Source organism: Azotobacter bryophylli, assembly GCF_042643485.1.
GTDB classification, from domain to species: domain Bacteria; phylum Pseudomonadota; class Gammaproteobacteria; order Pseudomonadales; family Pseudomonadaceae; genus Azotobacter; species Azotobacter bryophylli.
Genome location: NZ_JBHRSJ010000029.1, coordinates 106,055 through 130,217 on the forward strand (window position 1 = coordinate 106,055; position 24,163 = coordinate 130,217).

Genomic DNA, 24,163 nt, shown 5'->3' on the forward strand with positions numbered 1-24,163 from the left:
GCTAGGAGACGACGGCCCCTCTCTCTGCCCGGGGCTCGACGGATTCGCTGCAGAACAGCTCATAGAGCGTGGCGATTACCGCTAGGGCGTGGGAGCTGCTGATCCGGTAATGGATCTGCTTGCCGTCGCGGCGGGTTTCCACCAGCCCCTCGCGGCGCAATACCCCGAGCTGCTGGGACAGGGTCGGCTGCCTGATGCCCAACAGCGCTTCCAGTTCGCCGACGTTGCGCTCGCCGTGGGACAGCTGGCAGAGCAACATCAGGCGATCCCGGTTGGCCAGCGTCTTCAGCAACTGCTGGGCCCGGTCGGCGGAATGGCGAAGGCGCTGGATGTCGATGGACACGTCGGTTTCACTCATGGCGGAGGCTCGGTCGGGCTGAGCGTAACCCGATGGTGGAGGGTCTGATTGATCGGCAGGGCATCCTGCCATTGCCCGGCGGAATTTTCCAAGGGGCAGCGCGCCAGGCGATGCACGGAGTCGCAGCCTCGCCATGAGGCCGGCGCACCCGCGCTGCCGTACCGGGGTCAGGCCTGCACGATGCGGTCCTTGCCCTGGCGCTTGGCCTGGTACATCGCCTCGTCGGCGCGGGCATACAGGGCGCTCAGGCTGGTGTCATCGGGACGGAGGCTGACCAGCCCCTGGCTGACGGTGATGCGGAACGGCCGGTCTTCGGCATTGAACACCAGGCGCCGGATGGAGCGCTGAAGGCGCTCGGCGATCTGCAACGCCTCCTCCGGGCGGCAGTAGGGAAAGAGCGCGGCGAACTCCTCGCCACCGATCCGCCCGAACAGATCGCCGCGCCGCAGTAGACTGGCACCGCAGCGGGCCAGTTGGCACAGCACCTGGTCGCCGACCTGATGACCATGGTTGTCGTTGATGCGCTTGAAGTCGTCCACGTCCAGCAACAGGAAGGCCAGCGGGAAGCCGCCCTGGCGGGCCAGTTGGAACTGGCTCTGGGCGCATTCGAAGAAATGCCGGCGGTTGCTGCTCTGGGTCAGCGCGTCGGTGGTCGCGAGCATCTGCAACTCGCTCTCGAAGCGCTTCTTCTCGGTGATGTCCTCGGCGATGCCGACGACGATCGAACGGCCTTGCCCGTCCCCCTCGTTGCAGAAGCACTTGTCGCTCAACCAGCGCAGTTGGCCGTCGCCACGGACGATGCGGTATTCGCGCTGCTCGATGGCGCCCTTCTCCAGAACCTCGGCGAGGCCGGCGAGAGCCTGTTCGCGGTCGTCCGGATGGATGCTCTGCTGCCATTCGGCGAAGCTCTCCAGAACGGCGGAGGCAGGCCGCCCGAAGATCCGTTCGTAAGCCGGGCTGACGTAGATCAGCCGCTGCGCCCGCCAATCGAACACCCAGAGCACGACGTTGAGACTGGCCATCAGCAGGTCGAACAGCTGCTCGCGGGCCTGCAGCCGGGCCAGCTCGGCGAGTGCCTGGCGGGGTATGGACGGTTTGTCGTCCGGGGACGACGGGATGGCTGGCGGGGCGGCCTCTACGGCCTTGCCGACGGGATGTTCATCCTTAGCCTTAGCGATCATGACTGCATCCGCTCCTTCGATTGAAGCCCTGTCCCCTGCACCTCGGGCGGGCACGGCTCATCAGATCGGTTGCGGCCCCTAAAGTTCGAAGGCGCGCTGCTCAGGCGAGCAGCGGCGCCGGACGCAGCGAATAGGTTCTCAGTTGGGCGGCGAAATCGTGCAGGGACTGGATACCGCTGGACTCGGCCTCCTGGATCCAGTCCTTGATGGCGACCAGCATGTCGTGCCCGTTGGCGCTGGTCCTGGCCCAGATCTGCTGCAGCGCCAGGCGCCGCTCGTAGATCACCCGGAGCGCCTGGCTCTGCTCCAGCAGGGACTGGATGCGCGCCCGCTGGGATGCCTCCAGCAGGCTGGTTTCGCGTGCCAGCAGCCCCTTGGCGCGACGGAACAGATGACGCACCGAGACGTCCGCCCGGACGAACTCCTGCTGGACCAGCGGCGCGATCACCAGCTTGCGGTACTGGGCCATGACCTGGAAGCGGTTGTTGAGGATCGCCATGGCGGTGTCCATGTCCAGATGCCCCTTGCTCGCCACCCGGTGGGCGATCGGCGCGACGCGCTTGACCTTGGCCAGTCCCAGCCAGCCGAACAGACGGATCCAGGCCCAGCCCAGGTCGAACTCCCACTTGCGCACCGATAGCTTGGCCGAGTTCGGGTAGGTGTGGTGGTTGTTGTGCAGCTCCTCCCCGGCGATCAGCAGGCCCCAGGGCAGCAGGTTGGTCGAGGCGTCCCGGCATTCGAAGTTGCGGTAGCCGATCGCGTGCCCCAGGCCGTTGACCACGCCGGCGGCCCACAGGGGAATCCACAGCATCTGGAGCCCCCAGACGGTGAGGCCGAGCGCGCCGAACAGGCTCAGGTCGAGCAGCGCCATGAGGGCGATACCGGCATTGGGAAAGCGGGCGTAGAGGCGGCGCTCGATCCAGTCGTCAGGACAGTTCTTGCCGTAGAGGCGCAGGGTTTCCGGATTCTTCGCCTCGCTCCGGTACAATTCGGCCCCCCTGCGCAGAACGGTGAGCAGGCCCTTGTGCCGAGGGCTGTGGGGGTCGTCGACGGTTTCGCACTTGGCGTGGTGCTTGCGGTGGACGGCCGTCCACTCGCGGGTGTTCATGGCCGTGGTCAGCCACAGCCAGAAACGGAAGAAATGCTCAAGGACGGGATTTAGCTCGAGGGCTCTATGCGCCGAATAGCGATGCAAATAGATAGTGACACTGACTATAGTGACATGCGTCAATACCAAGATGACCAAAATCAGCTGCCAAGGCGCGAGATCGAGCAAACCGTTGTACCACATGGGGTAATCGCCTCATGGACGTAGTCTGATTCACTTCTCATTGATTATTGGCCCGACCGGCCATAACGCCAGTCGACTTTTTAACCACTGTTTCCCGCAGTACACCTGTCCTGTTAGCCGTCATGGAACCCGGTGTTAGATGAAAGCACGCCTCCTCCAGTGGGTCTGCCTAGCCTATGCGACTCTCGCCCTCCTATGGATAGGTCTGGATAGCCTGCTGCTGTCCCTGCCCGAGGATAACGAGCGCCTTTGGCCCTTGCTGCTGCTCAAAGATGCCGGCTTCATCGTGCTGACCACCCTGCTGCTGTACCTGCTCGGCCGCCGTCGGCTGGCCGAACAGAACGCCAGTTACACCAGCCTGCGCCAGGCCGCGGCGGTCTTCGACAGCGCCCAGGAGGGCGTGCTGATGACCGACGCCAAGCAGCGGATCCTCTACATCAACCCGGCCTTCACCCGCATCACCGGCTACAGCGAGAACGAGGTGCTGGGCAAGACGCCGGTCATGTTCAAGTCGGGCCGGCACGACGCGCGCTTCTACCAGAGCCTCTACCAGACCCTGCAAAAGCACGGCGAATGGAGCGGCGAGATCTGGAACCGGCGCAAGACCGGCGAGGTGTATCCCCAGTGGCAGAGCATCCGCGCCATTCGCGACCGGGAGGGGGAGCTCAGCCACTACGTCGCGGTGTTCTCCGACCTGTCGATGCTGCGGCGCTCACAGGCCGAGCTCGACCACCTGGCCCACTACGACCCGCTGACCGGCCTGCCCAACCGCCTGCTGTTCAACGAGCGCATCCAGCAGGGGCTCGAACGGGCTCGGGCGGAGAAGGACCAGGGCGCGATCCTGCTGCTCGACCTCGACCATTTCAAGCACATCAACGAGAGCCTCGGCCACCGCCTGGGCGACCAGCTGCTCAAGGCCATCAGCCAGCGCCTCATCTACAACGTGGTGCGCCAGGGCATGACCCTCGCCCGCCTCGGCGGCGACGAGTTCGGGCTGGTCAGCGAGAGCTGCCTGCCGCAGCAGGCGGCGACCCTGGCGGTCCAGATCATCGAAGCGCTGAACCAGCCCTTCCAGCTGGGCAAGCACGACCTGATGATCGGCGTCAGCATCGGCGTCAGCCTGTTCCCCAACGACGCTCAGAGCGTCGAGCAGCTGCTGCGCAACGCCGACTCCGCGCTGAACAAGGCCAAGCACAGCGGACGCGCCACCTACGCCTTCTATACCCAGGAGCTGACCCTCTACGCCCAGCAGCGCGTCGAGCTGGCCATCTCCCTGCGCCAGGCCCTGCTGAAGGAAGAGCTGCGCGCCCATTACCAGCCGATCCACGACCTCGACAGCGGCAGGCTGATCGGCTTCGAATCCCTGGTGCGCTGGCAGCATCCCGAGCGCGGCCTGGTGCCGCCGGGGGAGTTCATCCCCATCGCCGAGGAAAACGGCCTGATCAGCGACATCGACCTGTGGATGCTGGAGCAGGCCTGCCTGCAGATGCGCGCCTGGCTGGAAAGCGGCTGCCGTCTGAAGTTCGTCGCGGTGAACATCTCCAGCCGCCTGTTCAACCGCGGCATCCTCGATCTGCGCGTGGCCGAGATCCTCGCCCGAACCGGGCTGCCGGCGCAGTACCTGGAACTGGAGATCACCGAGAGCACGGTGATGAGGGAGCCGGAAGTCGCCCTCGAGCAATTGCAGCGCCTGCGCGAGCTGGGTATCCGCCTGGCCATCGACGACTTCGGCACCGGCCACTCCTCGCTGCTGCGCCTCAAGCGCATGCCGGTGCACAAGCTGAAGATCGACCAGGGCTTCGTCGCCGGCCTGCCGGCCGACAGCGAGGATGCGGCCATCACCCGCTCGGTCATCATGCTGGCCCACAGCCTGGGTCTGACCGTTCTCGCCGAAGGCATCGAAAGGCCCGAGCAGATGGATTTCCTCAAGCGCAACCGGTGCGACCTGGGCCAGGGCTATCTGTTCGGCAAGCCCCTGCCGGTCGAGCAACTGGCACAGGCGCTGGAAGAGATCCGCGAGACCGATACCTGCAGCAGGTGATCCTTCGCACCAGTGGGGCCGCGGCGGCCTGCCAATGCGGCAGCCCCCCGCGCCCCCTCAGGCGGCTCAGATGCCGCCGAGGCAGAGATACTTGATCTCCAGATACTCGTCGATGCCGTATTTCGAGCCCTCGCGGCCCAGGCCCGAGGCCTTGATGCCGCCGAAGGGCGCCACCTCGTTGGAGATCAGCCCGGTGTTGACGCCGACCATGCCGTACTCCAGCGCCTCGGCCACGCGGAACACCCGGGACAGATCGCGGGCGTAGAAGTAGGAAGCCAGGCCGTACTCGGTGTCATTGGCCAGCGCGATCACCTCGGCCTCGTCGCGGAAGCGGAACAGCGGGGCCAGCGGGCCGAAGGTCTCCTCGCGGGCCACCGCGGCGTCGCGCGGCACGTCGGTGAGGATGGTCGGCTCGAAGAAGGTCCCGCCCAGGGCATGCGGCCGGCCGCCGGCGAGTAGGGTCGCGCCCTTGGCCAGGGCGTCGTCGATGTGTTCCTGGACCTTGGCCACGGCCTGGGTGTCGATCAGCGGGCCGGTGGTCACGCCGGCTTCCAGGCCGTTGCCGATCTTCAGCCGCTCCACCGCCGCCTTGAGCTTGGCGGCGAAGGCGTCGTAGACCCCTTCCTGCACGTACAGGCGGTTGGCGCAGACGCAGGTCTGGCCGTTGTTGCGGTACTTGGAGATCAAGGCCCCTTCCACCGCGGCATCCAGGTCGGCGTCGTCGAAGACGATGAAGGGCGCGTTGCCGCCCAGCTCCAGGGAAACCTTCTTGATGTCCCGCGCGCACTCGGCCATCAGCTGGCGGCCGATCTCGGTGGAGCCGGTGAAGGACAGCTTGCGCACGACCGGGTTGGAGGTCAGCTCGCCGCCCACCTCGCCGGCCGAGCCGGTGACCACGTTCAGCACCCCGGCGGGAATCCCCGCGCGCTCGGCCAGTTCGGCCAGGGCCAGGGCCGAGAACGGCGTCTGGCTGGCCGGCTTCAGCACCATCGTGCAGCCGGCGGCCAGGGCCGGGCCGGCCTTGCGGGTGATCATGGCGCTGGGGAAGTTCCACGGGGTGATGGCGGCGCAGACGCCGATCGGCTGCTTGATGACGATCAGGCGCTTGTCGCTCTGGTGGCCGGGGATGGTGTCGCCGTAGACGCGCTTGGCCTCCTCGGCGAACCACTCGAGGAAGGAGGCGGCGTAGGCGATCTCGCCCTGGGCCTCGGCCAGCGGCTTGCCCTGCTCCAGGGTCATCAGCCGGGCCAGGTCGTCCTGGTGCTCGAGCATCAGCTCGAACCAGCGGCGCAGCTTCTGCGCGCGGGCCTTGGCGGTCAGCGCGCGCCAGGCCGGCAGGGCCCGCTCGGCGGCCTCGACGGCGCGGCGGGTCTCGGCCGCGCCCAGCTTCGGCACACTGCCGAGGACTTCGCCAGTGGCCGGGTTGTTGACCGGGAGGGTCTGAGCACCATCGGCATCCTGCCAGCTACCGTCGATATAGGCCTGTTGGCGGAACAGCCGGGCGTCTTTCAGTTGCATTGCAGCCTCCTAAGCAGCCGTACGGGCATTGCTTCGATTGGGAATACGGTCGAGCTGGCTCGTTCCCGGACGCGGGACGGCATTTCCTCTTGCCCGGACACTACCCGGAAGCCTGCCGGGGCAGCGGAACCGCTCTAGTACAAGCATTCGGCTTGCACTGATCGCTATATGGCGGGGAGTATAGCCCTCTCCGGACGGCCGTCGGGGCCGTGCGGACTCAGGAAAACAAAGGAGTTACCGTGAAAGCATTGATGACAGGCGCCCTCGGCGCCGCCATGCTGCTGGCCAGCGTGACCAGCCAGGCGCAGATGAAGCCCGAGGACCAGGTCCATTACCGCCAGGCCGGCTACAGCTTCATGTCCTGGAACATGGGCAAGATCAAGGCCCAGGTCGTCGAGGGCAGCGTGCCCTACAACAAGGAGCAGGTCGCCAATGCGGCCAACGCCATCGCCGCCATCGCCAACTCCGGCATGGGCGCCCTCTACAGCCCTGAAACCACCCAGGAGAAGATGGGCAAGGAGAATACCGACCTCAAGGCGTCCTTCTTCGAGAACCCCGATGAAGCCCGCAAGGTCGGCAGCACCTTCGTCGCCGCCGCCAACCAGCTGGCCAGCGAAGCGGCCACCGGCGACCAGGCACGCATCAAGGCCGCCTTCGGCGAAGTCGGCAAGGCCTGCAAGTCCTGCCACGAGAAGTTCCGCGCCGAATGAGTGATTGGCCGGTCGGCTGCCGCCGGCCGGCCCGCTCTCACCAATCGAGCTGCGGCGCAGCCGGCGCCGGCGGGGGCGCCACCCAGCCCTCGGCCGACTGCGCCAGCCAGATCACCAGCACGGCGAAAGCCAGCGCGACCAGCGCCGCGCCCCACGAACCGCCACGGGCTTCGACCTGCTCGGCGTACTCCCGCGAATGGCGGCCATTGACCATCGCCCGCACCAGCGGCCGGCGCAGGACCAGGCCGTAGTAGGCGATCGCCAGCAGATGCAGGGCGATCATCCCCAGCAACAGCCACTTGGCCTGACGGTGCAGACCGGTCAGCCAGGCGCTGGTCTCGGCCTCCAGCAGCCGATAGAGCGGCCCCTGGAAGGCGATATCGTCGCTCGCCGGCAACCCGCTCAGGGTCTGGAACCCCACCAGCCCGAGCAGGGCGAGCACCGACAGGGAACCCAGCGGACTGTGCCCCGCCCCCCGCCACTGCCCGCGCAGATAGGCCCCCACGCTCAGCGGCGCGGCGAGGATGCGCGACCAGCGCGCATAGGTCGATCCCAGCACGCCCCAAACCAGACGGAACACCAGCAACCCGAGGATCAGCAGGCCCAGCCGGCCGTGCCAGACCATCAGATTGCCACCCACCCAGCCGGTGGCGACGGCCGCCGCGACGCTGAGCGCCAGCGACCAGTGAAACAGGCGCAGCGGCGCATCCCAGACCCTGATACTGTCCGACATCTACTACTGACTCCATCGATAGGGGAAACCCGCCGAAGATACCCAGCGACTCCCGAAGGGTAACAGCCACCCGCCCGTTCGCGACACCCTGGCGGCTTCCCCCGCACACCTGCGCCGAGAGCCAACCCGTCTGTGCCGGCAGCCTATGGAGGGGGCCCGGGAGAAAGTCATCGCATCGGCATGGACGCCCGCTGACGAGATGCGTATGATTGCGCCCCGCAACGCATCCGTAGCTCAGCTGGATAGAGTACTGCCCTCCGAAGGCAGGGGTCGTGGGTTCGAATCCCGCCGGATGCGCCATATAAATCAAGGGCTTAGGTGAAAACCTAGGCCCTTTTTATTTGGGCTGTGTCCAAAATGTGTCCATTCTGTGCCCAGCCTAACAAGGGAGCGAATGGCGCCCTCCCGATCTCGACCACTAGCCACGGATAGAGTTGTAGGTGGTCACAGCTGCCAATGGCGCCCTGCTCCCACTCACTCAGGCTTGTCTACAACGCGCTTGAGCAAGTCTTCCAGTTCGCAGCCCAGGAAATCGCACAGCAGATCGATGTGATCCGTCGACGTGTTGTAGCCAGGGGTATTGGCGATACGAGATAGAGTGGCCCTGGAAATCCCCGTCGCGTCACTCACCTCCTGCAGCGTGATCCGTCGCTTCTCCCTGAAGGACTTCTCGTCCAGCTGCTGCTTGAACATCACTCGAATCATGGCCAGAGCCTGCTCTAGATAGGTCGCTCATTTTGCATTCGCCTCAAATTTGAGTCAAAAACAGCTTGAAATGCACAAACGAGACGTTATGATCACTTTCGAGCCGATAAGCTCAAATATGATTTATTTGAATCTAGGAAAAGGCAATGAGTGAAACCTACTTGACCACCGATGAGCTCTCCCAACGCATCAAATACGATCCACGAACCATCCGTAACCGCTTGAAGGACTCCGTCCTGCTAGAAGGGACTCACTATTTCCGTCCGTTTGGCGGTAGGAAAATCCTGTTCATCTGGGAAACCATCGAGCGCGACATGATTAAGTTCTCCCGCGAGAACGGCTTTGGAATCCCCATGGCAAACGGAGGAATTTGCCATGGGTAAGGTCGTCGCCCGCAAAGAGACCGGACGCCTGTTCTTCGATTTCCGCTATCTAGGCAAGCGCTGCCGGGAACAGACCGCCCTGCCGGACACTCCAGCCAACCGTAAAAAGCTGGAGAAGATCCTCGAACGCATCGAGGCCGAAATCACCCTCGGCACCTTCGATTACGGCAAATACTTTCCACAGAGCGATCGCGTACACGAGTTCGGCCTGTTGCAAGCAGGTTTTGCTGTGACGAAAACACCGCAGTTCAAGGACTTCGCCGAACTCTGGCTCGAAGAAAAGAGAATGGAATGGCGTGAAACCCACTCCAGAACGGTGAGGCTTACGCTCGACAAATATCTATTGCCGGAGTTCGGTAGGCAGGAAGTCAGCGCCATCACCAAGGCAGATGTTCTGGCCTTTCGCTCGACACTCGGCAAAGTTTCCGGGCAGAAAGGCAAGACACTGTCGGCGACGCGAATCAACCACATCATGACGCCATTGCGCATGATCCTTAATGAGGCGGCTGACCGCTTCGAGTTTACATCCCCCTATCTCAACATCAAGTCCCTGAAGGTACCCAAGACCGATGTGGAACCCTTCACCCTGCAGGAGGTGGTCCAGATTCTCGGAGCTGTCCGTGAGGACTTCCGGCCGTACTACCAGGTTCGTTTCTTTACCGGAATGCGAACGGCAGAAATCGATGGCCTGCAATGGAAGTACGTCGACTTCGAGCGCAGGCAGATCCTGATTCGTGAAACCTGGGTTGGTGGAAAGCTCGATTATACGAAGAACGATGGCTCGCAGCGCGAAATCGAGATGTCGGAACCGGTGTACCAGGCACTGCTTGAACAGCGAAAGAGAACGGGCTCAGGTCAATTCGTGTTCGGTACTCGCGAGGGAACTCCATACGAATACCGCAATATCAGTAACCGTGTCTGGTATCCATTGTTGCGCCATCTGGGACTGCGTGAGCGACGGCCCTATCAAAGCAGGCATACCGCAGCGACCCTCTGGCTAGCTGCGGGTGAAAATCCGGAGTGGATCGCTCGCCAGATGGGGCACACGACCACAGAAATGCTCTTCCGTGTCTACTCGCGTTACGTTCCCAATCTGACCCGTCGCGACGGTAGTGCGTTCAACAATCTGATCAAAGCCAATCTTCAGGGCTGAGGGATACGACCATGAAACTGATCAAGAATGACAACATCATCAGCTTGCACCCCTCGATGGAGGTTCGCGAGCAGCAGTACCTGAAGCACCTGGCGTCAGCCCTCAGCCATTACCTGGAAAATCCGCAGGGCCACGAGCTGGTGTGCCTGCTGGGCTCCGGTTACGAGAAAAACAATCGTCAGGCACTGGATACCTGGGTGGCGTACCACCGCCATGAGATCTTCGAGAAGCGTTTGGAGGGGCAGAGCCCCCTGGACTACCTGATCGACAAGATCGAGCAGCTCATCCGTTGCTGAGAGAGAAGGGGCCGCAAGGCCCCTTCTCTTTTTTGGGGGCAACGGAAGGCCCCATGAGGAGGGGAGACTGTTCGGAGGGAAGCCCTGGCGTTTTCTGTAGGATCGCTACTGCATAAAAATAAGTTGACACTGCGCGAGAACAGGACGATATTCGCCCTGCCGCCGAAAACTCTGTACGAAAGAAACAGAGAAAAAGTTGTGCGGCAGGTTGCAGCCTGCCGCAATTGCGATAACTGACCCGTTAGGAGAGCTAAAGCACACGGGACTCTACCAAATCACCTACGACCTGCGTAAGCAGCGCGACTATCAATCCCTCCATGCCCGGATCAAGGCTTATGGCGCCTGGTGCCGGCCGCTGGAGTCCACATGGATAATCAGCACCCCCCAGAGTGCCGCCCAGGTACGGGACAACCTCAAGGCAGTCATGGATCGGGATGACGGACTTCTCGTCACCCGCCTTCAGGGCGAGGCTGCCTGGTATGGGGTGCCGCCTGAAGTCAGTAGCCGGCTGAAGAGCCTGCTGGAAAGCGGCGCGGCCTGACCATCCTGCGCCAAGGATGGCGCTTCTAGCCAGAGGTAAAGATGCACACTCAAATCACCAAGCTGGGCGAGCTGGCTGACGTGCGAACAGGCCACACCTTCCGGGGGGCGCTGGAGCACGATCCAGCAGGCGATGTCCGCATCCTGCAGATCAAGGATCTGCGTCAGTGCGCCGAGATCGACCACGGCAGTCTGATCGCGATCTCCTGGGAGGCTCGTACCGCCCCTCACTTGCTGGAGCAGGGGGACATCGTGGTGATCGCACGTGGCGAGAGCAATACGGCAGCACTCTATAAAGGTGAGCTGCCGATTGTCGCCACCAGCCAGTTTTTCATCGTCAGCCCCAGGCAACCAGGCGTTCTGCCGGAGTACCTCTGCTGGATCATCAACCTCCCGCAGAGCCAGCGCCGCCTTGAGCGAAGCGGCAGCAGCATCCAGGCGATCAGCAAACCGGCACTGATGGACCTGCTCATACCACTGCCCTCTCTCGAAGCCCAGCACAAGCTGATCGCCCTGCAACGCCTCTGGGGCGAGGAAGATCAGCTGATCGCCCGTCTGCAAACGAATCGCCAGCAAATGCTCCAGGGCATTTACCAGCAGCTTATTAAGGAGTGAGCCATGAACGACAAAGTGAACCAGGATGCCATCAACAAGGCGCTGTGGGCGGCTTGCGACACCTTCCGCGGGACCATCAGCGCGGACACCTACAAAGACTTCATCCTCACCATGCTGTTCCTCAAGTACATCAGCGATGTCTGGCAGGATCACTACGACCAGTACCAGAAGGAGTATGGCGACGAGCCGGAGCTAATCGAGGAAATGCTCAAGAACGAGCGCTTCGTGCTGCCGCGCGAGGCCAGCTTCTACCGCCTGTGGGAGCAGCGCCACGAGCCGGGCAACGGCGAGCGGATTGACCAGGCTCTGCACGCCATCGAAGAAGCCAACGGTACCAAGCTCAAAGATGCCGGCAAGAGCGTGTTCCAGGACATCTCTTTCAATACCGACAAGCTCGGCGAAGAGAAGCAGAAGAACACCATCCTTCGTCATCTGCTGGAAGACTTCGCCAAGCCCGAACTCAACCTGAGCCCCAGCCGGGTCGGCAATCTCGACGTGATCGGTAATGGCTACGAATACCTGATCAAGAACTTTGCCGCTAGCGGCGGGCAGAAGGCTGGCGAGTTCTACACCCCGCCGGAAGTCTCCGAGCTGATGGCTGAGCTGCTCGACCCGCAGCCGGGCGACAGCATCTGCGACCCGGCCTGTGGTTCTGCCTCGTTGTTGATGAAGTGCGGGCGCAAGGTGCGTGAGCACCATGGCAGCAAGCAGTACGCCCTCTATGGCCAGGAAGCCATCGGCTCCACATGGTCGCTGGCCAAGATGAACATGTTCCTGCACGGCGAGGACAACCACCGCATCGAGTGGGGCGACACCCTGCGCAACCCCAAGCTGCTGGATGCCAGCGGCATGCTGATGCAGTTCGACATCGTCACCGCCAACCCACCATTCTCGCTGGACAAATGGGGTCATGAAGAAGCCGAGCACGACAAGTTCGGCCGCTTCAAGCGTGGCATCCCGCCGAAGACCAAGGGTGACTACGCCTTCATCCTGCACATGATCGAGACGATGAAAGCGAAGACCGGGCGCATGGCGGTGGTGGTGCCCCACGGCGTGCTGTTTCGCGGCGCCAGCGAAGGCCGGATCCGCCAGAAGCTGATCGAGGAAAACCTGCTGGATGCAGTGATCGGTCTGCCGGAAAAGCTGTTCTACGGCACCGGCATTCCGGCGGCGATTCTGCTCTTCAGCAAGGCCAAGACTGGCGACGGCGTGCTATTCATCGACGCCAGCCGCGAATTCAAGGCCGGCAAGAACCAGAACCTGCTGAGCGAGGAGCATATCCACAGGATCCTGCGTACCTATCGCTACCGGATCAACGACGAGCGCTACAGCCACCGCGCCAGCCTCGAGGAAATCCGCGAAAATGACTACAACCTGAACATTCCGCGCTATGTGGATACCTTCGTGGAAGAAGCCGAGATCGACCTGCAGACAGTGCGCAAGGAGCGCGAGCAGCTCAAGGCACAGCTGGCAGCGCTGGAATTGGAGATGGACGGCTATCTGAAGGAGCTGGGTTATGGTGCCTGAGGGGTGGAAATCTAGAGAATTCGGAGAAGTAACTAGGATTGCGAATGGCCAGGTAGACCCAAGAATTGAGCCTTATTCTAGCCTTCCGCACATAGGGCCTGAGAATATTGTGTCTGACTCGGGGCAAATAGTCGATGTTAAACTTTGTAGTGAGTTAGGGCTTATTTCCGGAAAATACCTGTTTGACGAGAACGCTATAGTTTACTCAAAGATCCGCCCTAACCTAAATAAGGTTTGCAAGCCAGGATTTTCCGGAGTATGCAGTGCGGATATGTATCCAATATGGCCAAAAGATGGGGTAGATTCGGGTTTTCTGTTTCAGTTAATGCTGAGCCAAAAGTTTGTCAGTCACGCTATCGCTGTCTCAATGCGTACTGGGATGCCGAAGATTAATCGCGCTGAATTAACAGCGATTCCTGTCAATATTCCTCCGATTAATGAGCAAATAACAATTGCTAAAATCCTTGCAACTTGGGATCAGGCCATCACTACTGCCGAACAACTGCTGGCCAGCAGTCAGCAACAGAAAAAGGCGCTGTTGCAGCGGCTACTTACAGGGAAAAGGCGTTTTCCGAAGTTTCAAGCAGGCAGCGGATACAAAAAAACAAAATATGGAGAAATTCCGGTCGACTGGCAATTTACATCTCTCGCCTCCATTGCGCGACAGGTCTCAAAGAGGAATATAGATGGGAAGGACTACCCGGTTCTTTCGTGCTCGAAGCATTACGGCTTCGTGAACTCACTGGACTATTTTAGCAAGAAAGTATATAGCACTGACGTTTCCGGCTACAAAGTCATCGAGAGAGGTTGTTTCGGATTTCCGTCCAATCATATCGAAGAGGGATCGATTGGCTACCAGAATATATGCGACGCAGGCATCGTCAGCCCGATCTATATTGTATTCAAAGCAAACGAGCAGATGGTTGACAGCCAGTTTCTTTATGCACTACTAAAGACCGAGTATTACAAACAGATTTTCTCTGCCGCCACAAATGCTTCGGTCGACCGCAGGGGTAGCTTGCGCTGGGACGATTTCTCCAAAATAAAGGTGCAACTCCCTTCATTGGCAGAGCAGAGATCTATTGTAAGGGGGCTCTCTGCCGCCGACCGCGAAATCGAAACCCTGCAACATCAGCTTGCCGGTTTAAAGAAGGAAAAGAAAGCGCTGATGCAGCAGTTGTTGACTGGAAAACGTAGGGTGTCTATTTAATCAAGGCGGATGTATGAGGCTTGGATTGTTTTTTGGAGCTGGGGCGGAAATTGGATATGGGCTTCCAAGTGGTGGTAAGTTTGCAATAGATCTTTTCCGACAGGATCCTAGTGGCTATAAGTCTGAACTTAGACGACAGTTGTCAAGCTTGGACGCACGATCTGCGTATGCCAGCAACTGGTTGCCACAAGGCTATGCCGAGAAAAGCATATATGCGTTCGGACGTAACGAATTTACGACCTTGATCGAGTCCTCGGTTGAGTACAAACGATCGGAAATAATTAATCGTCTTAATGCGTTTGATGAAGAGTGTGATCGGGCAACCCAGGAGTTAGGGATTGACCGAGCCGTCCTTGAAAGAAAATATAACGAGATCTCTGATAGCGCTTTCGGGGAGCGGCTGTATACCCATACGATTCGGCTTAATGAAATGTTGTCCCGCGATGTGCGCCTGTTTGGATCTGAGTACTACTCAGCAATGCTCGATCTAATTAGATCGGAAGAGCAAAGTGATGATCTGCGCCGATATGTGACATCTTTTCTCCAGTTGCTGGTTGGGGCTCATGGGCAAGCGCTTGTGCAGCGACTGAATCAGGAGCTGTTTGAAGAGGCGCCAGATGATTTGCCTATTTTTGATGATATTTCCGGCATGTTTAAGCTGGAGTTTAATCGTGTTGGATCCACAGCCTTGGAGTTGCTGCTTGAGGAAAACAGATCTTTTGATGTAGGTGAATCGGCGTCGGCGCTGTCTATTTTTTGCGCAATCGCTCAAAAGGTTCTGGAGAATATATTTACAACAGTCTTGGATTATCAGAAGCTTATTGATGACCACTTTAGGTATTTGTTTTCGCCAGACACAGAGTGGGCGAAATTCACAAGAATGGTGATTTTTCTTAAAACAGCAAGAGATTATATAAGCTCTCAGGCTCCAGACATATCGGATATACCTAATTCTGGTTATTATCATGACTTGGCCAGCCTTTCTTGCGAGATTAACGCTATTGGCACAGCAAATTATAACAGTATTCTCTCGCAAGTCGCCTCTTCTATAGGCTTGTCTTTGCCTGAGGTCCTCCATTTAAATGGAAGCACGAGCGACTATTATAATCCGTACAAGAATACTGTAGTTACATGCGCATCCGAAGATGAGGTCCCTCAGGAGCAAATACATGTTCCGTTTATATTGACGCAGAGCGGCTTGAAACCGTTAACCTCTGTGGCAATGTCGCGTAGATATGTTCAGCTTTTTGATGGATATAGAGAGTCTGATGCTATTGTTGTCGTGGGTTTCGGATTCCACAAGGATGATAGCCACATTAATGGGCTGTTCCGCGAACTCGTAGAGAGCGAAGAAAAGCCTCTTTATTGGATTTCAAGATCTGCAAACGGAACTTCTCAAGAGCAGCAGCGAAGGCTCATGAAAAAACTTAGGATTGGTCATGAGTATCGTCATTTGGTGCGAGTCGTTGCCGTTGATGCTCAGACAAGGATTTCTGATGGACAGCTATGGATTAATCAAGTTATTGCAGATATGAATCGAGAAATTTAAGTATTCATGAGGAAGAACCAAGCTGGTCGTTAGTGCATGGCAAAAAAGGTAAATCTGCCAATGGAGTTGGGACAACTACGTGCGTTACTCAAGGAAGCCCAGCGTTATAGCCAGCCGGAGCGAGAGCGAAGCATCTTCGCCGTGGCCGGAAGAGGCTATTTTGAGAATCCGACCACTGACTTGCTGGCATTTTTTCTGGATCCATCCAAGGACCATGGTTTGGGGGATTGCTTCCTAAATGCCTTGCTGGCGTGCCTACCGAACGCCGAGCGTCTGAGCCCCAGTCTGCGCAAGCCACCACAGCGTGAGGTAGCAACGCACAAAGGCAATCGTATCGACCTGGTACTGTCGGGTGATGGTTGGGATCTGGTGCTGGAAAACAAGATCTTCCACGGACAAGTGAACCCTTTTGCCGACTATGAGCGCTATGCCGAGCATGAGCTTAATGATGGTGAACGCCGTCTGCTGTACGTGGTGCTATCGCCTTCTGGAAAAAGCGCGAGACAGTCATGGCAGGGCTTGAGCTATGCGCAGCTCATCGACGCTATCCGTCAGCAGCTAGGCCAGCGCCTAGTCGCGCAGCCGCTGGACAAATGGCAGGTTTTCGCGCGCGATTTCCTGCTTCACCTGGAAAACATCACTGTGGAGCAGGCCATGGATGCCAACGCCATCAACTTTGTCTTTGAGAACCTGCATCAGATCAACAAGCTTACCAGGCTCAAGGATCAGGTCATTGACGCACTGGACAGGAAGGTTCTCGCCAAGCTGGAGGCCGAAGTGCCCGGTTATCAGCGCTATACACGCCGGCACAACTGGAAGAATGGCCCTGCGTTGCGCTATGCCTCGAATAACTGGAAAACCTGGTCCGATGTCGTGCTCTACCTCAGCGGCGCCAGCGAGGTCATGAAACCGTCTGTGCGTGTGTATCTGTGCGATGTAGACACAGTGCTTGCTGAGCGGGGAAAGGCCTTTTTCGCGGAAAACCAAAGCAAAACCTGGAGCGAGGGCAAGGGTAACAGCATTCTCGCTTTTAGCTGGGGGATGGAGAGCTACAACGAGCAGGCTGTGTTGGATTTGGTGACTGAGAAGATGCAGCTATTGATGGAGTTTGAAAGCCAGATCCGCCCGCAGTTTTCTGGCAACCAATAAGGGGCTTTTTGATGATTTCCGCGCCAAAGTTCCAGGAAGAATACAGCGCCAAGCTGCCTACGCTGGCGCTGCTCAGCAACCTGGGCTGGCAGTTCCTGCCGCCCGCGCTGGCGCTGGCCATGCGCGGCGGCAAGACCGACGAGGTGGTGTTGCGCGAGGTGCTGCGCGAGCAGCTGGTTAGGCGGCGCTTCACCTTTGCCGGGCGCGAACATGGGCTCTCGGCCAAGGCCATTGACAATCTGATCTCCGAGGTGTGCAGCCCACCGCTGAACGAGGGGCTGCAGGCGGCCAACGAAAAGCTCTACAACCATCTACTCTACGGAATTTCGGTCACCGAGTTCGTCGACGGGAAGAAGGCCAACCCGACCATCGCGCTGATCGACTGGCAGAACCCGGCGAGCAACAGCTTCCTGTTCACCGAAGAATTCAGCGTGCTTCGCGCTAATGGTGTGGAGACGCGCCGACCAGACATCGTCTGCTTCGTCAACGGCATCCCGTTGGTGGTGATCGAGGCCAAGCGCCCGGACGGCAACGCCAACAAGGGGCCAACCATCGACGCCGGTATTTCCCAGAGCCTGCGTAACCAGCGTCCCGATGAGATTCCGCAGCTGTTCGTCTACAGCCAATTGCTGCTATCGATTAACGGTAATGAGGGGCGCTACGGTACCTGCGGGACTGCGGCCAAGTTCTGGGCGACCTGGCGTGAGGAAGATGTTCCCGATGCTGATATGCAGGCGCTGAAAAATCAGGTGCTGTCGGACCCGCAAAAGGCGGCGATATTCGACCATCGCCCAGCTCAAGATCGCGACTGGTATGAAACCCTGATCGCTGGTGGCGAGCTGGCCGTTACCGGGCAGGATCGCTTGCTGATCAGCCTGCTGGCGCCTGCGCGTCTGCTGGAAATGATCCGCTACTTCACTTTGTTCGACCGCAAGGTCGGCAAGATCATCGCCCGCTACCAGCAGGTGTTTGGCATCAAACGGCTGATCGAGCGGATTAGTCTCAAGCGCAAGGATGGCGGTAGAGAGGGCGGGGTGATCTGGCATACCACCGGCTCGGGGAAGTCATTCACCATGGTATTCCTGAGCCGGGCGCTAATTCTGCACGATGCACTCAAGCAGTGCCGCATCCTGGTGGTGACTGACCGAGTCGATCTGGAAAGCCAGCTGAGCAACACCTTCGCCTCTGGTGGCGAACTGACCGGAAAGAAGGACCGCCTGGCGGCCATGGCTACCTCGGGCACACGGCTGGCTGAGCAGATCGGCAAGGGCAGCGAGCGGATCGTGTTTTCGCTGATCCAGAAGTTCAACACTGCCACTAAACTGCCAGAGTGCTACAACCCCAGCGCCGACATCATTGTGCTGATCGACGAAGGGCACCGCAGCCAAGGTGGTGAGAACCACATCCGCATGAAGCAGGCGTTGCCCAATGCCGCTTTTGTTGCCTTCACAGGCACGCCGTTACTCAAGGGCGACAAGACCACCAACAAGTTCGGCCCCATCGTGCACGCCTACACCATGCAGCGAGCAGTGGAGGATCACACCGTGACGCCGCTGCTCTACGAAGAGCGAATCCCTGATCTGGATGTGAACGAGCGTGCCATCGACAGTTGGTTCGCGCGCATCACCGAGGGGTTGACCGAGGAGCAGCAGACCGATCTCAAGCGCAAGTTCGCCAAGAAAGGGCAGATCTACACAGCCGATGACCGTATCCGGCTGATCGCCATGGATATTGCCAATCACTTCGTGAAGAACATCGATGAGGGGCTCAAGGGGCAACTGGCCTGTGAGAGCAAGGCGTCGGCGATCCGCTACAAGAAGTATCTGGACGAGGCGGGGTTGTTCGAGAGCGCGGTGGTGATCAGCCCGCCTGATAGCCGCGAGGGGAATACGGATGTGGATGAGTCCGCCATCCCGGAAGTGACCCAGTGGTGGAAGGCGAATGTGGGCAGCACAGATGAGCAGGTCTATACCCGCCAGATCATCGATCGTTTCGCCACGGATGATTCTCTCAAGCTGCTGATCGTGGTGGACAAGCTGCTGACCGGCTTCGACGAGCCCCGCAACGCGGTGTTGTACATCGACAAGCCGTTGAAGCAGCACAACCTGATCCAGGCGATTGCCCGGGTGAATCGCCTGCATCCACTGAAAAAGTTCGGCTTGCTGATTGATTACCGCGGCATCCTGGCTGAGCTGGATACCACCCTGCAGAAATACCAGGATCTGGCCGCACGCACCCAAGGCGGTTACGACCTAGAAGATATCGCCGGGCTCTACAGCCAGATGAGCACCGAGTACAAGCGATTGCCCCAGCTGTACAAGAATCTCTGGGCGATCTTCGCGGCGGTCAAGAACAAGGGAGATATCGAGCAGTTGCGCCAGGTGCTGGTGCCCAAGATGCAGGAGCTCGACGGCGAGCTGGTGGATGTGAATCTGAAAGTTCGCGAGGATTTTTACGAAGCTCTCGGGGAGTTCTCCAGCTGCCTCAAGGTAGCCCTGCAATCGGCATCCTTCTTTGAGGACAGCAGCTTCAGCGAAGAGGATCGTCGTCATTACAAGGAAACCCTCAAGCAGTTCTCCAGCCTGCGTCAGTTGGCAAAGCAGGATGCTGGCGAGACGATCAGCTATGACCAGTATGCCGAGCAGGTGAAAAAGCTGCTGGACAAGCACGTGGTCGGTGTTGAGGTGAAAGACCCCGGCGGAGTCTATGAAGTCGGCAAGATAGGCCAGCAAAAGCCGGAGGAGTGGAGCGAGGATAAGACTCGCAATGAAACCGACATCATCAAGACCCGCGTCAGCAAGATGATCGAGCAGGAGCTGGGCGACGACCCTTACGCGCAGGAAGCTTTCTCTCGATTGCTGCGCAAGGCCATCGAGGAGGCAGAGAAACTGTTCGAGCATCCGCTCAAACAGTACCTGCTGTTTCACGAGTTCGAGCAGCAGGTGCAGGCGCGCAAGCTGGACGAGTTGCCCGATGCTTTCCAGAGCAACCGGCATGCACAGGCCTACTTCGGGGTGTTCAAGAAAGTGTTACCGGAAACCTTTGCTGCCCTGGATGCACAGGCGCTGGAGCAGTGGGTCAAGCTTGCCTTCAGCGCGGACGAGTTGGTGGATGTTTCGGTCGCGGAGAACTCCATCAATCCTCAGAACATTGAGGCAGACATCCGCAAGAAGCTGCTGCCGTTGCTGTTCCGCGAGTGCAAGGCCATCGGTGCCGGCATGGATCAGGCCAAGGCCATCGTCGAGTGGGTTGTGCAGATCACTCGCGTCGGTTTAGCCGGGAGCTGATCGGCGATGAGTGTCCCCATCGTGCGCAGCGAGCCGACTGCTCCAGACGACCGGCCTACCCTGGCATTCCACTATGGCGGCGAGCGTATCACCGTGGAACGGTCGCACCGCTGCCGTGACGTACAACGTGTCCTGATCAAGGTTGATCCTGATGGCCGAGTGCGGGTGCAGGCTCCGGTCGGCGCCAGCGATGCCGAAGTATTGCAGGCGGTGAAGAAGCGGGGGCGCTGGATATACGAGCAGCTGCGTACCTTCCGTGCCCAGTTGGCGCATGTGACGCCACGGCAATACCTGAGTGGCGAAAGCCACCATTACTTGGGCAGGCGCCACGTACTGAAAGTGATCGAGGCACCGAACGAGACTCAGCAGGTGCGCCTGTTGCGGGGACGGCTGGAAGTCTCGCTACACCGCAAATCACCCGAGAAGGTCCGTGCACTGCTGCACGACTGGTACAGAGAGCGGGCTCGCGAAGTGTTCGCCAGGCGCCTGCAGGCCATGTTGGCGCAAGCGCTATGGGTAACCGCAGCCCCACCGCTGCGCATCCAGAGCATGCAGACCCAATGGGGTAGCTGCTCGCCCAATGGGCGCATCACCCTCAACCCGCATCTGGTGAAGGCGCCGCGTGATTGCATTGACTACGTAATCCTCCATGAACTCTGCCACATCGCCGAGCACAACCACAGTGAGCGGTTCTATCGATTGATGCAGCAGGTGATGCCGAAGTGGGAGACGGTCAAGGCACGGCTGGACGGGATGGCAGCTGCATTGCTCAATGACACCTCTCGTCAGACGTAATCAAATGCATGGATATGTTCTGTCATGCCAGTCAATCGATGCCATGAGGAGCAGGTAACGTAGCGCAGCTCCTGAATGGTGGTTCTGTCGCGCCTCATCCTTCAACTCCAGTTTCGCCCGGATGCCCAGGTGGAGGTTCCCCACATCCGGGTTTTCGGGCATATGCTGGCTGATCGGTCGGCGAATGTTCCCGAGTTGCTGTCGCCAATAGGACTTGGTGGTCTTGGGCATACCGGTGTCGTAGATGATCAGCTCGATGGATCGGGCAGGGATCCCGATGGCCGTGAGCAGCCATAGGTAGTCCCGCGCATGATCCTCGTCGCGATCGCGATAAAAGCGCAGCGTCGTTTCCGTCGCCCAGCAGCGCTCGACGAAGTCGTCGATTGCTCGCTGGGCGCGTTCGCTGTCGGGACCTTCGAGCAGCTCGTACAGGCGTTGTGCATACTCCGCCACGGCATCTCGACCACCGTGCTTCGGCGACATAGGCATGAGAGCGGCATGTGACGAATCGTCGGCATGCAATGAGATCTGTAGCCTATGCTTGTAATCTACTGCTGGTTGCCCTGGAACGCCGGTACGCGAGCGCTGCCCCAGATCACGGATATAGCGTGCCCGCTCCAGCATCAGCGCTCGATCCTCTGCGGAGAACTCGAGCCAGTCAAGATTGACCTGGCGGCCTGTTTGCTCGGCATACGAGACATAGGCCAGCATCGACTCGATCCTGCGAATTCGCGCGATCGCCCAGTTGTTCTCCACCTGCTGAGCCTGGCCTCGGGATGCTTTTTGCCGGGTGCGCCTGCGCTCTTTCAGTAGCCTGATCCGGCCGATGATGTCGAGCAGGGATCGGCACTCAGCAGGAATGTCGTCACTGGACTCGGCCTTCATGGTGGGTTGGCTCACCCCGGCAATGGTGGCGACGTTGTATGCGCTGGACAGCCAGTTTCGAGAATTCCACTGCCAGGTCATCGCCATGACCTGAGGCAGGCTGTGGATGTAGTGCAGCAACGTGGTCTTCGGGCTGCCGTGACCGAGGATGGCGCTGACGATATGCACGATGCGTCGGGTAGGGCCGTCTTTGGCAGAGAACAACGCTCTACGCAGTCTGAAGTCATCTTTCAGCCACTGCAGGGTCCGAGGGAGATCGCGGAAGAGCAGTTCCGGAGAGGGCCCGCTGAGCGTCCCCATCAGCTTGAGCAGCAGCCAGGTAGCGCAGGAGTGGCGCAGGTGGTGGTAATGAACGAACTCAGAGCCAGTGACTGCACGCATGCAACCGTGCAGAGCGGGAAGCAGGCTGCTCTCGCTGATCCACTGGGTTCTCAGTTGCGGAATGCAGAACAGATACTCCGATGCTGGGTTGGTGCCCTCTTCCTCCTGCCGCTGCCGATACCAGTCGATCAGCAGCTCCAGCTCATCGGGCTCCAGCAGCACGCGTAGCGGTAGTCGCCGGACGGCATTCTGGGTTTTCAGCCCGCGCTGCGCATGGGGACGAATGAGCAGATCGACCGGCAGATCCAGCCCGGCCAGTTCTTCGCTGGACAGCCTGCGCATGTTCGGATGCCGCTTTTGAATACGTGCGCTCGCTTCTGTCGATAGCTCGGGTAGGTGCAAATCACGGAGGCGTAGCTTCAGAGCCTCGTTCCGCCGTAGCCCCAGCCTGAACCCCAGGATCAGGAACAGCCTGGCTGCAGTGACCAACTGTGGCGTCCGCAATTCCAGCCCGCAGGTACCGAGTGCTTGCAGAACCGACTGGTACTGATCCTCGCAGAGGACGCGTGCATCCACTCGGGTCACGCCCTTGCCGATGCCCAGCAGAGAGTAGGGACTGATTGGCGGGTAGCTGTAGCGGCGCTGCAGGAATGTATGGAATTCGTGGATGGCCTTGGCCAGAGTGCGACGCTTGCCATCGGTCGCCTGGGCCTCTAGTGCCGACTCATAGATGATTTCCAGGGCGTCGGTTTCGAGCGCGAAAATACTCATGCCGTCCAGTTGCGACACCAGCGCAGGACCGAGCAGTCGAGCATAACGGGCGATGGTGCTGCGCCCGATGTCGTGGCCGTATGCGGATACTCCACCCAGCATGGACGTGGTCCAGCTCTGGACGAGACCGGCAAGCTCTGCCTGGGTCTCGGCTTGCAATGGTATCTCGATAGATTCGCCTGCCCGGATCCGCTGGCACAGCTCCAGCACCCAGTCGGGGGCATCGAAATCCTTGGCGGTATCCGAACGAATGCCATCCCCATAGACTCCGGCTGGGTCTTCCAGATCGGCATGGTCGAACATGCTCCCCCAAGATGAAGGGCGTATCGACTGGGATACGAACGCTTGCCGGCAGGCGAAATTCACCAGCATCTGTGGCAGGCGCAATTGCATCTGCATTCGCAGCAGATGCAGCATCTCGGTCAGGTTGCGAGGCAGATCCTGCTCAGGCATGCCTGCCGCTCTCAAAAAGGAGTGGATGCACCGGAGCTTTCCCCTCTTACGCTGCACTTGCTCCTTCATTTCGCGCGCATCATCGGCACAGCGAATCAGCAGAGCCAACGTGGCCGGGTCAGGGAACCACTGACGGTACTCGGCCTCGTCCGTGCCGCGGATCGAGAGTGGCAAGCGGAGCTCGGGAATTCCCGCCAGCCATTCGATGCTTTCCAGAGGCGCCTTGAGCACGGCATTCAACTGGGCCACATCCATCAGGCCGCCGCCATAGGCTGCGTTCAGCAACAACAGGCCAATGCGCTCCTGCGAACCAATCAAGTCGAGATCGAGCCTCAGCCCCTGCTGCAGGGCCTGAAGCAGCTGATGGCTGCGCTGAAGCCGTTCGGCTGTGTAGATGTCGGGGTTAATCGGGTTCGCAGGGCGTTCTACTGCGATGGCGATGCGTGCCAGCGGAAATCCCGGGATCTGCTGCCGGAGTCGTTGAGTAACGCTGCGCAGCATGTTCCTTAGCGTGTGATTCGTACCGAGTTGCAGCTCCAGTTCACGAACGTCCTCGACCTGGACCTCCCGCATGGAGCCTTTTCCCAACAACCACTGACCCAGAGGAGCTACAGACTCACCAGCTATCGTTTTCAGGCGCGCCCGTACTTCGGGCATCCAATCCGGCTCATGAGGCCCGGCGGACCACAAGT

General features: G+C 59.6%; 20 protein-coding genes and 1 tRNA gene. 14 read left to right on the forward strand and 7 right to left on the reverse strand.

Translation table 11 applies throughout. From position 1 onward, the window contains the following. Window position 1 precedes the first annotated feature (1 nt). From ACFOJE_RS13530 to desA, 3 genes are all read right to left on the reverse strand, one after another. The gene (locus tag ACFOJE_RS13530; RefSeq protein ID WP_377814913.1) at window positions 2-358 is read right to left on the reverse strand and encodes an ArsR/SmtB family transcription factor; all 357 of its coding nucleotides are present in this window, start codon (window positions 356-358) and stop codon (window positions 2-4) included. Between the two features lie 167 nt (window positions 359-525). After that, window positions 526-1,539 carry a GGDEF domain-containing protein gene (locus ACFOJE_RS13535; RefSeq protein WP_377814914.1) on the reverse strand — a complete coding sequence of 338 codons (1,014 nt, stop codon included), beginning with the start codon at window positions 1,537-1,539 and terminating at the stop codon, window positions 526-528. Window positions 1,540-1,639: 100 nt separating this feature from the next. After that, window positions 1,640-2,830 carry a delta-9 fatty acid desaturase DesA gene (gene desA, locus ACFOJE_RS13540; RefSeq protein WP_377814915.1) on the reverse strand — a complete coding sequence of 397 codons (1,191 nt, stop codon included), beginning with the start codon at window positions 2,828-2,830 and terminating at the stop codon, window positions 1,640-1,642. Between the two features lie 139 nt (window positions 2,831-2,969). Here desA and ACFOJE_RS13545 point away from each other — a divergent pair, with 139 nt between their 5' ends. Further along, on the forward strand, window positions 2,970-4,871 hold the full coding sequence (locus ACFOJE_RS13545; RefSeq protein ID WP_377814918.1) for a putative bifunctional diguanylate cyclase/phosphodiesterase: 1,902 nt from the start codon (window positions 2,970-2,972) through the stop codon (window positions 4,869-4,871). 66 nt (window positions 4,872-4,937) lie between these two features. Here ACFOJE_RS13545 and gabD read toward each other — a convergent pair whose 3' ends face one another. Next, window positions 4,938-6,389, reverse strand: coding sequence for an NADP-dependent succinate-semialdehyde dehydrogenase (gabD, locus tag ACFOJE_RS13550; RefSeq protein ID WP_377814919.1), 1,452 nt, complete (start codon window positions 6,387-6,389; stop codon window positions 4,938-4,940). A 251-nt stretch (window positions 6,390-6,640) separates the two neighbouring features. Here gabD and ACFOJE_RS13555 point away from each other — a divergent pair, with 251 nt between their 5' ends. Further along, complete coding sequence (locus ACFOJE_RS13555; protein ID WP_377815052.1) at window positions 6,641-7,099, forward strand: c-type cytochrome; 459 nt, start codon at window positions 6,641-6,643, stop codon at window positions 7,097-7,099. A gap of 37 nt (window positions 7,100-7,136) precedes the next feature. Here ACFOJE_RS13555 and ACFOJE_RS13560 read toward each other — a convergent pair whose 3' ends face one another. After that, on the reverse strand, window positions 7,137-7,832 hold the full coding sequence (locus tag ACFOJE_RS13560; protein ID WP_377814920.1) for a cytochrome b/b6 domain-containing protein: 696 nt from the start codon (window positions 7,830-7,832) through the stop codon (window positions 7,137-7,139). Window positions 7,833-8,055: 223 nt separating this feature from the next. Between ACFOJE_RS13560 and ACFOJE_RS13565 the strand changes: the two genes are divergently transcribed. Beyond that, a tRNA-Arg gene (locus ACFOJE_RS13565) sits at window positions 8,056-8,132 on the forward strand. A gap of 174 nt (window positions 8,133-8,306) precedes the next feature. On the opposite strand, the gene ACFOJE_RS13570 is transcribed toward ACFOJE_RS13565, so the two are convergent. Further along, window positions 8,307-8,525, reverse strand: a complete 219-nt coding sequence (locus ACFOJE_RS13570; RefSeq protein WP_377814921.1) for a helix-turn-helix domain-containing protein — start codon at window positions 8,523-8,525, stop codon at window positions 8,307-8,309. 158 nt (window positions 8,526-8,683) lie between these two features. On the opposite strand from ACFOJE_RS13570, the gene ACFOJE_RS13575 reads away from it, so the two are divergent. The 11 genes from ACFOJE_RS13575 (at window position 8,684) to ACFOJE_RS13625 (ending at window position 21,041) form a co-directional block, all read left to right on the forward strand. Beyond that, the gene (locus ACFOJE_RS13575; RefSeq protein ID WP_377814922.1) at window positions 8,684-8,920 is read left to right on the forward strand and encodes a hypothetical protein; all 237 of its coding nucleotides are present in this window, start codon (window positions 8,684-8,686) and stop codon (window positions 8,918-8,920) included. After that, window positions 8,913-10,073, forward strand: coding sequence for an Arm DNA-binding domain-containing protein (locus tag ACFOJE_RS13580; protein ID WP_377814924.1), 1,161 nt, complete (start codon window positions 8,913-8,915; stop codon window positions 10,071-10,073). The genes ACFOJE_RS13575 and ACFOJE_RS13580 overlap by 8 nt, the downstream gene beginning before the upstream one ends. Before the next feature lie 11 nt (window positions 10,074-10,084). After that, a complete protein-coding gene (locus ACFOJE_RS13585; protein WP_377814925.1) occupies window positions 10,085-10,369 on the forward strand; it encodes a hypothetical protein in 285 nt (94 codons plus the stop codon). Between the two features lie 196 nt (window positions 10,370-10,565). Beyond that, window positions 10,566-10,910 carry a hypothetical protein gene (locus ACFOJE_RS13590; protein ID WP_377814926.1) on the forward strand — a complete coding sequence of 115 codons (345 nt, stop codon included), beginning with the start codon at window positions 10,566-10,568 and terminating at the stop codon, window positions 10,908-10,910. A 41-nt stretch (window positions 10,911-10,951) separates the two neighbouring features. Next, window positions 10,952-11,524, forward strand: a complete 573-nt coding sequence (locus ACFOJE_RS13595) for a restriction endonuclease subunit S (protein ID WP_377814927.1) — start codon at window positions 10,952-10,954, stop codon at window positions 11,522-11,524. A 3-nt stretch (window positions 11,525-11,527) separates the two neighbouring features. Beyond that, window positions 11,528-13,051: a type I restriction-modification system subunit M gene (locus ACFOJE_RS13600; protein WP_377814928.1), complete on the forward strand. Its 1,524-nt coding sequence runs from the start codon at window positions 11,528-11,530 to the stop codon at window positions 13,049-13,051. Beyond that, window positions 13,041-14,261, forward strand: coding sequence for a restriction endonuclease subunit S (locus ACFOJE_RS13605; protein ID WP_377814929.1), 1,221 nt, complete (start codon window positions 13,041-13,043; stop codon window positions 14,259-14,261). The genes ACFOJE_RS13600 and ACFOJE_RS13605 overlap by 11 nt, the downstream gene beginning before the upstream one ends. 13 nt (window positions 14,262-14,274) lie before the next feature. Continuing rightward, a complete protein-coding gene (locus tag ACFOJE_RS13610) occupies window positions 14,275-15,810 on the forward strand; it encodes a hypothetical protein (RefSeq protein ID WP_377814930.1) in 1,536 nt (511 codons plus the stop codon). Between the two features lie 36 nt (window positions 15,811-15,846). Continuing rightward, complete coding sequence (locus ACFOJE_RS13615) at window positions 15,847-16,959, forward strand: PDDEXK-like family protein (RefSeq protein WP_377814932.1); 1,113 nt, start codon at window positions 15,847-15,849, stop codon at window positions 16,957-16,959. Window positions 16,960-16,970: 11 nt separating this feature from the next. Continuing rightward, window positions 16,971-20,246: a type I restriction endonuclease subunit R gene (locus ACFOJE_RS13620; protein ID WP_377814933.1), complete on the forward strand. Its 3,276-nt coding sequence runs from the start codon at window positions 16,971-16,973 to the stop codon at window positions 20,244-20,246. A 6-nt stretch (window positions 20,247-20,252) separates the two neighbouring features. Further along, window positions 20,253-21,041: a M48 family metallopeptidase gene (locus ACFOJE_RS13625; protein ID WP_377814934.1), complete on the forward strand. Its 789-nt coding sequence runs from the start codon at window positions 20,253-20,255 to the stop codon at window positions 21,039-21,041. On the opposite strand, the gene ACFOJE_RS13630 is transcribed toward ACFOJE_RS13625, so the two are convergent. Then, the gene (locus tag ACFOJE_RS13630; RefSeq protein WP_377815053.1) at window positions 21,042-24,128 is read right to left on the reverse strand and encodes a hypothetical protein; all 3,087 of its coding nucleotides are present in this window, start codon (window positions 24,126-24,128) and stop codon (window positions 21,042-21,044) included. It lies immediately after the preceding gene. Window positions 24,129-24,163: the final 35 nt, after the last annotated feature.

Excerpts from the sequence above, each read along its gene's own strand:
- ACFOJE_RS13530 (WP_377814913.1), bottom strand. The coding sequence starts at position 358 with ATGAGTGAAACCGACGTGTCCATCGACATCCAGCGCCTTCGCCATTCC.
- ACFOJE_RS13535 (WP_377814914.1), bottom strand. The coding sequence starts at position 1,539 with ATGATCGCTAAGGCTAAGGATGAACATCCCGTCGGCAAGGCCGTAGAG.
- desA (WP_377814915.1), bottom strand. The coding sequence starts at position 2,830 with ATGTGGTACAACGGTTTGCTCGATCTCGCGCCTTGGCAGCTGATTTTG.
- ACFOJE_RS13545 (WP_377814918.1), top strand. The coding sequence starts at position 2,970 with ATGAAAGCACGCCTCCTCCAGTGGGTCTGCCTAGCCTATGCGACTCTC.
- gabD (WP_377814919.1), bottom strand. The coding sequence starts at position 6,389 with ATGCAACTGAAAGACGCCCGGCTGTTCCGCCAACAGGCCTATATCGAC.
- ACFOJE_RS13555 (WP_377815052.1), top strand. The coding sequence starts at position 6,641 with ATGACAGGCGCCCTCGGCGCCGCCATGCTGCTGGCCAGCGTGACCAGC.
- ACFOJE_RS13560 (WP_377814920.1), bottom strand. The coding sequence starts at position 7,832 with ATGTCGGACAGTATCAGGGTCTGGGATGCGCCGCTGCGCCTGTTTCAC.
- ACFOJE_RS13570 (WP_377814921.1), bottom strand. The coding sequence starts at position 8,525 with ATGTTCAAGCAGCAGCTGGACGAGAAGTCCTTCAGGGAGAAGCGACGG.
- ACFOJE_RS13575 (WP_377814922.1), top strand. The coding sequence starts at position 8,684 with ATGAGTGAAACCTACTTGACCACCGATGAGCTCTCCCAACGCATCAAA.
- ACFOJE_RS13580 (WP_377814924.1), top strand. The coding sequence starts at position 8,913 with ATGGGTAAGGTCGTCGCCCGCAAAGAGACCGGACGCCTGTTCTTCGAT.
- ACFOJE_RS13585 (WP_377814925.1), top strand. The coding sequence starts at position 10,085 with ATGAAACTGATCAAGAATGACAACATCATCAGCTTGCACCCCTCGATG.
- ACFOJE_RS13595 (WP_377814927.1), top strand. The coding sequence starts at position 10,952 with ATGCACACTCAAATCACCAAGCTGGGCGAGCTGGCTGACGTGCGAACA.
- ACFOJE_RS13600 (WP_377814928.1), top strand. The coding sequence starts at position 11,528 with ATGAACGACAAAGTGAACCAGGATGCCATCAACAAGGCGCTGTGGGCG.
- ACFOJE_RS13605 (WP_377814929.1), top strand. The coding sequence starts at position 13,041 with ATGGTGCCTGAGGGGTGGAAATCTAGAGAATTCGGAGAAGTAACTAGG.
- ACFOJE_RS13610 (WP_377814930.1), top strand. The coding sequence starts at position 14,275 with ATGAGGCTTGGATTGTTTTTTGGAGCTGGGGCGGAAATTGGATATGGG.
- ACFOJE_RS13615 (WP_377814932.1), top strand. The coding sequence starts at position 15,847 with ATGGCAAAAAAGGTAAATCTGCCAATGGAGTTGGGACAACTACGTGCG.
- ACFOJE_RS13620 (WP_377814933.1), top strand. The coding sequence starts at position 16,971 with ATGATTTCCGCGCCAAAGTTCCAGGAAGAATACAGCGCCAAGCTGCCT.
- ACFOJE_RS13625 (WP_377814934.1), top strand. The coding sequence starts at position 20,253 with ATGAGTGTCCCCATCGTGCGCAGCGAGCCGACTGCTCCAGACGACCGG.
- ACFOJE_RS13630 (WP_377815053.1), bottom strand. The coding sequence starts at position 24,128 with ATGCCCGAAGTACGGGCGCGCCTGAAAACGATAGCTGGTGAGTCTGTA.